The following is a 7,673-nucleotide window of genomic DNA, read 5'->3' as shown; positions in this document are numbered from 1 at the left end:
TACCTGATACAGGGTGCATCTTTGTGAATTTTAGGTTCTTTGATAAGTATAGAGAAGGATTATCATTATTTTTAAAGTCTTCTATAAAATTACCATCTACTAATCTTATTTCTACATCATCAGATTCCATAAGTATCTTTTCAATATACTCAATATGTCTTTCTCTTTCTTTAAATGTTAGAGTGACAGGATTATTAAAGAAATGTATACATCCTGAAGATAGATATTTTCTTAGCTCTGATTCATAAATAAGAACCTTCAATTTTGATTTATAAGTAGCATTATGAAGGAATACATTTATTTTCTTTAATTCATTGATTATCTTATCATTGTCTCCAAATACCCTATATGCAATTTCCATAAATAAATCCTCAGGCATAAAAAATTCATTGATAGAACCTAATAAGCATCTTAAATCATTATTCATAATGTATTGTATATAAGTCTGATCTTCTATCATTGAAGTTGGAGTGATTTTATCGCAAATATGCTTTCCTTTGGTTTTTAATTTGTGCACTAGGCTATAGTAAAACTCTTCTACAATTCTTTTCTCTTTAGAAGTAGTTGAAAATAAACAATCACCTTCATCAGAGAATATAGTGGTAGCTATAAATTTGTCTTTAATCGCGAAGAATGTTGTATTTGAATTTAGACTACAGCTGTATAGATTGAATTTTAGTGCAGGATAAGTTGAAATTAAGTTAATTACCAATAATGCATTAAGTATTTCTTCAGAGTTATCTCCTTTTAATCCCATTGAAAAATCAACTTTAAGATTAGATTTTTTGCTAAGCTCATAAAATGATTTTTTCATAGTTGCTAAAGATACCTTATCCTTATGATTAAGATCAAACAAATTTAAGGATATCAATACCTCTAAGTTTTCATTATTATTAGCATATGAATGTATTTCATCTAATAATGACTTTTCCATAAGAGTAGGCTTTACATATGAGGTACTATTATAATATTCTTCTGAATGTGTATTTTTAGGAATACTTTGGATTGATTTATTAGTGGCATTAACTGTATCCATATAAGCATCTTTTAATATAGTATCAATATAATTATGTAAAAATTCTTTGTCACTATCCTTATCTATCTCAAAATACTCAATTAAATTTGCCTGTGTTGCCTCAGTAAGAGATTTAACTATGAAGTTAGATATATTTTCACATATCTCATTTATGCGTTTTGAACTAGGCATATTCCTTGATGAGATCCATTTATTTACATAGGATATATCATACCCTAATGCACGAGCAAGGCTACTTTTCTTTTGATTAGATATATATAGTAAATTTTCTAATATGTTTCCAAATGTTATACTTTTCAATTTTCAGGCCTCCCAGGGTATTACTAAATTAAATATACTTCTAATACTTAGTAATATATTTACAAGTATGGATTCTAATTATATCACTAATCATATAGTAAGAATTGATAAAGAATTTTAAGAAAAAGGAATAAAATGAGGAAATGGGCAAAAAAGGAATTCCTAAATTCCTCAAAAGACCTTGTTGTTCGTAACAATAATTGTTTTTCGAATGTTATTATAGTAACAGGGAATAGGTTATCAAAAAATAAAAATAACATTACATATTTTATTAAATATTAAGTTTTCAACATCAAGGAGGAGATTTTATGAGTACATTAACAAATAATAAAAAGAAAATTTCAGCAGGGTGGGTAATAGTAATGGCATGTATGCTTATACAAGCGATACCGTTTGGGGTAGCATCAAATATTCAACCACTATTTATACATCCTGTTATTTCAGATAGAGGATTTAGTCTTACATCGTTTTCACTAATATTCTCAATAGGTACAATTGTATCAGCAGTAGTAGGACCTTTTATAGGTATGTCATTCCAAAAAATTAATGTTAAATTAATTTATGTAGTAGGAGCTATATTATCAGGTGGAGGATTTTTAATGTTCTCTATGTGTACTGAACTATGGCAATTCTATGCTGTAGCTTCAGTAGTTCAAATAGGTACAGCTGCTATATCGGGTATAGGGGTACCACTTTTAATAAGTTCTTGGTTTGATGAGGAAAGTAAGGGTAAAGCCATGGGACTTGCATTTGCAGGAGGTTCTATAGGTAACATATTCTTACAGCAATTAGTTATGCAATCTTTAGCAAGTCAAGGATACTCTCAGTCTTACTTTATATTTGGTGCACTATCTTTAGTAGTAGGTGTTCCAATAGCACTATTATTTATAAAGATGCCTAAAGATGCTAGTCAAATAGTAAGAAGTAAAAATAACAAAGTGAAATCAGAAAGTAAAAAAACTGATTTTGGATATACATTAAAAGAAGTTACAAAGCTTAAATATTTCTGGATGCTAGCATTAGGATTTACATTTGTAGGTATATACGTATCAGCATATTCAATTCAACATGCAGCATACTTCCAAGGATTCTTAAAGTTTGATGCTATAACAGTTGGTACAATAGGTTCTATATTTGCAGTTTGTTCATTAGGTGGAAATATAGTAGGTGGAGTATTATTTGATAAGTTAGGTGTTATTAAATGTTTAATAATATCATCGGTATTAGTTCTTATATCAGGAGTATTTTTACAATTATCAGGTCAATCTCCAGTATATGCATATATATTCTCAGCATTAAAAGGCTTTGCAATATATACATACATGATGGGTCCAGCATACCTTACTGGTTCATTATTTGGAAATAAAGAATATGGTAGTATATTAGGTATAGTACAATTACTATTTGCAGTAGGATTCTCTTCGGGCTCAGTTTTATTTGGAGTGTTTGTAGAAAAGTTTGGATACAATACTTCTTGGATAATAATATTAGGAGCAGTAGCTATAGCATATGTATTATTAATAGGAGCTTCAATAGGTATGATTAAGCTAAATAAAGAAAGAGCTAATAATACTGATAATAAAGAATTAAAGGAAGTTGCTTAATATATAAAATTACAAAATTGAACTTTACAAAAATATCCATTAATGGTAATCTAATATTAGGATTGTAACTGGTCGTGCAGGCAAAACCCCAATAAGTGTTTTATTACACTCTATTTGGGTTTTGCTTTTTTTTATGACCTTTTTTAGGAGGAGATAGTAGTGAAAATAGAAAAAATTTTAAATAACAATGCATTTATCTCTTTTGATGAAAATGGAGCAGAAGTAATTGTCATGGGAAAAGGTATCGCTTTTGGTAAAAAGACTGGTCAAGATGCTGAACTAGTAAAGGGATACAAGATTTTTTCTAATTCTGATAAAGGGCTAAATCAAAGATTTAAAAAAATAATATCAGATATACCAGAAGAATATATGAAAATTACTGAGCAAGTTGTAATTGTTTTGGAGAAAGAGTACGATAAAAAAATTAATGATGTAATATATGTTTCACTTACAGAACATATTCATGGAGCAATTGAAAGATACAAGCAAGGCATACAACTTAAAAATCCAATGTTAATGGATATAAAGAGATTATTTAGAGATGAGTATGAGGTAAGTAAACAAGCATTAGACTCTATTGAAGAGCAGTTTTCTATTTCATTTGATGAAGATGAAGCTGGATACATTGCACAACATATAATAAATGCTGAACTTAATGATAATATGACTGATGTAGTTAATATAGCCAAAATAATGCAAGAAATATTAAATGTTATTAAGTATACATATAGAATGGAATTTGATGAGGAATCAATTTTTTATTATAGATTTGTAACCCACTTAAAATTCTTTGCACAAAGAATATTTAATAAATCAATTTATGAAGATGATAACGAGGAAATTTTTGAGGTATTTAAGGATAAATATATAGATAGTTATAAATGTGTTTTAAAAATTAAAGATTTAATTGAAAAAAGTTATGAGTACTGTTTAAGCAAGGATGAGCAATTATATTTAATGATTCATATAGAAAGAATTACTACTAAAGCAGGTATTTAATTTGATAATAAGACTGGAAAATCCACCAGTTTATTATATATAAAAGGATTGTAACTACGCTATAAGCTAACTTATATATGTAGGCAAAACCTCTATTTTAAAAAGATGAATGGAGGAGATAAAAATGGATTATCAAGCAGTAGCAAAAAAAGTATTAGAAAGAGTAGGTGGAAAGGATAATATAATTAGCCTAGTACACTGTATGACAAGATTAAGATTTACTTTAAAAGATGAATCTATAGTAGATGATGAGCTTGTCAAAAAAACAAAAGGGGTAATGGGCATAATGAAAAAAAGTGGCCAATACCAAGTTATTATTGGAAATGAAGTAGGTGGAGTTTACAAAGAAATATGTAAACTAGGAAATTTCCAAAATGACTCAAAACAACAAAGTAATAAAAGTAAAGAGAAGCAAGGAATTATTTCAACAATTCTTGATGTGATTTCAGGTTGTATGGCACCAGTTATTCCAGCTATAATTGGAGCTGCCATGATTAAGGTATTACTGACTGTACTACCAATGATGGCAATATTAGATGATACTAGTCAGACATATCAGTTAATTTCTGTTATCGGAGACGGTGCATTCTTCTTTATGCCTGTATTAATTGCAATGTCAGCAGCAAAAAAATTCGATACAAACCCATATTATGCAGTGAGTTTGGCTCTTATTATTTTGCATCCTAATTTCATAAACTTAATGAATGGAGCTAAAGAGGCAGGAGAAGTTGTTAAATTCTTCAACGTAGTTCCTGTAACTTATGCGTCTTATTCGTATTCAGTAATTCCAATTATTTTATCAGTATGGGCATTGTCTTATATTGAAAGATTTGTAGATAAAATTACTCCGGCTATTACTAAGAACTTCTTAAAGCCAATGTTAGTAGTTTTATTTGCAGCACCTATTGTTATGGTAGTTATAGGTCCTTTAGGTTCTATATTTGGTGATATGTTATCAAAAGCGATTTACTTTATTCATGACAAATTAGGGTTTATAGCTATTGGTCTTGTAGCTGGTATTTATCCATTTGTAGTTATGGCAGGTATGCACCATGCGTTTACTCCTATTAAGTTAAGTATGATAGCAACTGTAGGATATGAAGGATTTATTTGTATATCAGAATTTTGTACGAATATGGCTCAAGGGGCTGCATCATTAGCAGTAGCTGTAAAATCAAAAAATAAAGACTTAAAGCAAACAGCAGCTTCATGTGCGTTTTCAGCATTAGTTGCTGGTATTACAGAGCCTGCCCTTTATGGTGTAACGGTTAGGCTAAAAAGACCTATGATAGGTGCTTGTATTGGTGCAGCAATAGGTGGATTAGTGGGAGGATTCTTCCAATTAAAAAGCTTTGGGGTTGCAACTCCAGCACTAGTTACTATACCTCAATATATAGAAAGTGCTCGTCCAATGAGTCTTATATATATGTTAATAACAGCTGCAGTTACTATTGCTGCAACATTTGTTGCTACATATATTATAGGATTTGAAGATCCTATAGATGAAGATGAGGAAGAAGAGATAGATAATAATTCAATAAAATCTCCATTAAATACTGGAGTTAAAATAGATTGTCCTATAGAAGGAGTCGTAGTTGATTTATCAGAGGTAAATGACAAGACTTTTTCAACTGGTATACTAGGTCAAGGGGTTGCTATTATTCCTACTAAGGGAGAGATTGTAGCACCATTTGATGGAACTATTGATGTATTTTTTGAAACACATCATGCAATCGGTCTTAGAAGTGATGAAGGTGTGGAAGCATTGATTCATGTTGGTTTAGAAACTGTAAATTTACAAGGTAAATACTTCACTCCAATGGCTAAGGTAGGAGATAAAATTAAAAAAGGGGATTTATTATTAACTTTTGATTTAGAAGCTATCAAGAATGAAGGGTATGATACTGTGACACCAGTTATAATATCAAACTCTGATCAATTTATGGAAATAGTGAAAACTAAAAATGAAAGTATTACACAGTTAGAAACTATATTAACGGTAGTTTAATTTATATTAAATATTTTTATCAATAACAAGGTTAAAAAGGAGATTAGTATGGAATCATTAAGAATGCCTGAAGGATTTTTATGGGGAAGTGCATCTGCTGCTTATCAAGTAGAAGGGGCATATTTAGAAGATGGTAAGGGACTTACTAACTGGGATCAGTTTGTAAGGATACCGGGAAAAACTTTTAAAGCAACTACTGGAGATGTCGCAGTAGATCATTATCATAGATTTAAAGAAGATATAGCTCTTATGGCTGAAATGGGGCTTAAAACTTATCGTTTTTCTGTAGCCTGGGCAAGAATTATTCCTTATGGATGTGGAGAAATAAATGAAGCAGGAATTAAATTTTATGAAGAATTAATAGATGAATGTTTAAAATATAATATTGAACCTATGGTCACAATATACCACTGGGACTTACCACAAGCACTAGAAGATAAGTATAATGGTTGGGAAAATCCACAAATTATTGATGACTTTGTAAATTATGCAAAGGTATTATTTGAAAGATTTGGCCATAAGGTTAAGTACTGGATAACACTAAATGAACAAAATATATTTACAACACTAGGATGGATGACGGCTCTTCACCCACCAGGAAAGTTTGATGATTCTAAAACTTATTATCAAGTAAATCATCATGCATTTATGGCTCATGCTAAATCAGTATTAGAATTTAAGAAGCTTGTGCCACAAGGTAAAATAGGGGCGAGCTTCGCTTATAGTCCAAGTTATTCAATTAACTGTGATCCTAAAAATGCTATGTCGAAGATGGATTTTGATGATTTAAAAAACTTCTGGTGGATGGATGTATATGCTTATGGTCGTTATCCAAAGGCTGCATTTAATTACCTTAAGAAACAAGGGTTTGAACCTAAATTTGCTTCAGGAGATGAAGAAATATTAAAAGAAGCTGCAAGTAAGGTTGATTTTATGGGAGTAAATTATTATCAAACTAGTGTGTGTGAATACAATCCTATTGATGGAGTGACTCCGTATGGATCTATGAATACAACTGGTGTAAAAGGGTCTGGTCAAATAACGGGTCAGCCAGGCTTATTTAAAAATCCTCCAAATCAATATCTTGAAACTACTGACTGGGATTGGACAATTGATCCTAGCGGTTTAAGATTTGCTTGTAGAGAAATAACAAGCCGTTATAATTTACCAATAGTTATATCTGAAAATGGTTTAGGGGCTTTTGATAAGAAAGAAGAAGATGGAAGCATACATGATCCATATAGAATAGCTTATTTAAAAGCACATATACAAGAGTTGCTGAAAGCTGTAGATGATGGTTGTGAGGTATGGGCATATTGTACTTGGTCTTGTACTGACTTATTAAGTTGGTTAAATGGATACCAAAAGCGTTATGGATTCATATATGTTGACCGTGAAGAGGAAGAGGGGTCCTCTATGAATCGTTATAAGAAAGATAGCTACTACTGGTATAAAGAGGTAATTGATTCTAATGGAGCAAATTTATAATTAAATAATATAGATAAAATAAAGAAGAGGCTATTTGGTCTCTTTTTTATTTTATCTATATTAAATCCTTACTAAAATCTAGAATTATTGATATTACTAAAGTTGGAAAATATCAAAAAAATTAATATGTAAAAAAATGCAAAAAAACTTGTTAGCACACTATATATAGTGTAGAATGTACATTGCGAGAACTACATATGGTGTTTTTATATTTAAAATACAATGAATTTAAATTTGA

At 30.2% G+C, this 7,673-nt stretch carries 5 protein-coding genes; 4 read left to right on the top strand and 1 reads right to left on the bottom strand.

What is annotated here, in order from left to right; genetic code table 11:
* A partial coding sequence (locus tag CHL78_RS11230; RefSeq protein WP_147295816.1) for a hypothetical protein occupies positions 1-1,336 on the bottom strand: 1,336 nt, incomplete at its 3' end.
* Between the two features lie 308 nt (positions 1,337-1,644).
* On the opposite strand from CHL78_RS11230, the gene CHL78_RS11225 reads away from it, so the two are divergent.
* The 4 genes from CHL78_RS11225 to CHL78_RS11210 all read left to right on the top strand — a co-directional run bounded on the left by CHL78_RS11225 (position 1,645) and on the right by CHL78_RS11210 (position 7,435).
* On the top strand, positions 1,645-2,940 hold the full coding sequence (locus tag CHL78_RS11225; RefSeq protein ID WP_094365982.1) for a conjugated bile salt MFS transporter: 1,296 nt from the start codon (positions 1,645-1,647) through the stop codon (positions 2,938-2,940).
* Positions 2,941-3,099: 159 nt separating this feature from the next.
* Positions 3,100-3,939: a BglG family transcription antiterminator LicT gene (gene licT, locus CHL78_RS11220; protein ID WP_094365981.1), complete on the top strand. Its 840-nt coding sequence runs from the start codon at positions 3,100-3,102 to the stop codon at positions 3,937-3,939.
* A gap of 124 nt (positions 3,940-4,063) precedes the next feature.
* On the top strand, positions 4,064-5,947 hold the full coding sequence (locus tag CHL78_RS11215) for a beta-glucoside-specific PTS transporter subunit IIABC (RefSeq protein WP_094365980.1): 1,884 nt from the start codon (positions 4,064-4,066) through the stop codon (positions 5,945-5,947).
* A gap of 48 nt (positions 5,948-5,995) precedes the next feature.
* Positions 5,996-7,435 carry a glycoside hydrolase family 1 protein gene (locus CHL78_RS11210; RefSeq protein WP_094365979.1) on the top strand — a complete coding sequence of 480 codons (1,440 nt, stop codon included), beginning with the start codon at positions 5,996-5,998 and terminating at the stop codon, positions 7,433-7,435.
* The last annotated feature ends 238 nt before the right edge of the window (positions 7,436-7,673 follow it).

Origin of the sequence: Romboutsia weinsteinii, from assembly GCF_002250835.2 — a bacterium.
In the GTDB taxonomy this organism is placed as follows: domain Bacteria; phylum Bacillota; class Clostridia; order Peptostreptococcales; family Peptostreptococcaceae; genus Romboutsia_A; species Romboutsia_A weinsteinii.
This window is presented reverse-complemented; position numbering and strand designations above follow the sequence as displayed.

Excerpts from the sequence above, each read along its gene's own strand:
- CHL78_RS11225 (WP_094365982.1), top strand. The coding sequence starts at position 1,645 with ATGAGTACATTAACAAATAATAAAAAGAAAATTTCAGCAGGGTGGGTA.
- CHL78_RS11215 (WP_094365980.1), top strand. The coding sequence starts at position 4,064 with ATGGATTATCAAGCAGTAGCAAAAAAAGTATTAGAAAGAGTAGGTGGA.
- CHL78_RS11210 (WP_094365979.1), top strand. The coding sequence starts at position 5,996 with ATGGAATCATTAAGAATGCCTGAAGGATTTTTATGGGGAAGTGCATCT.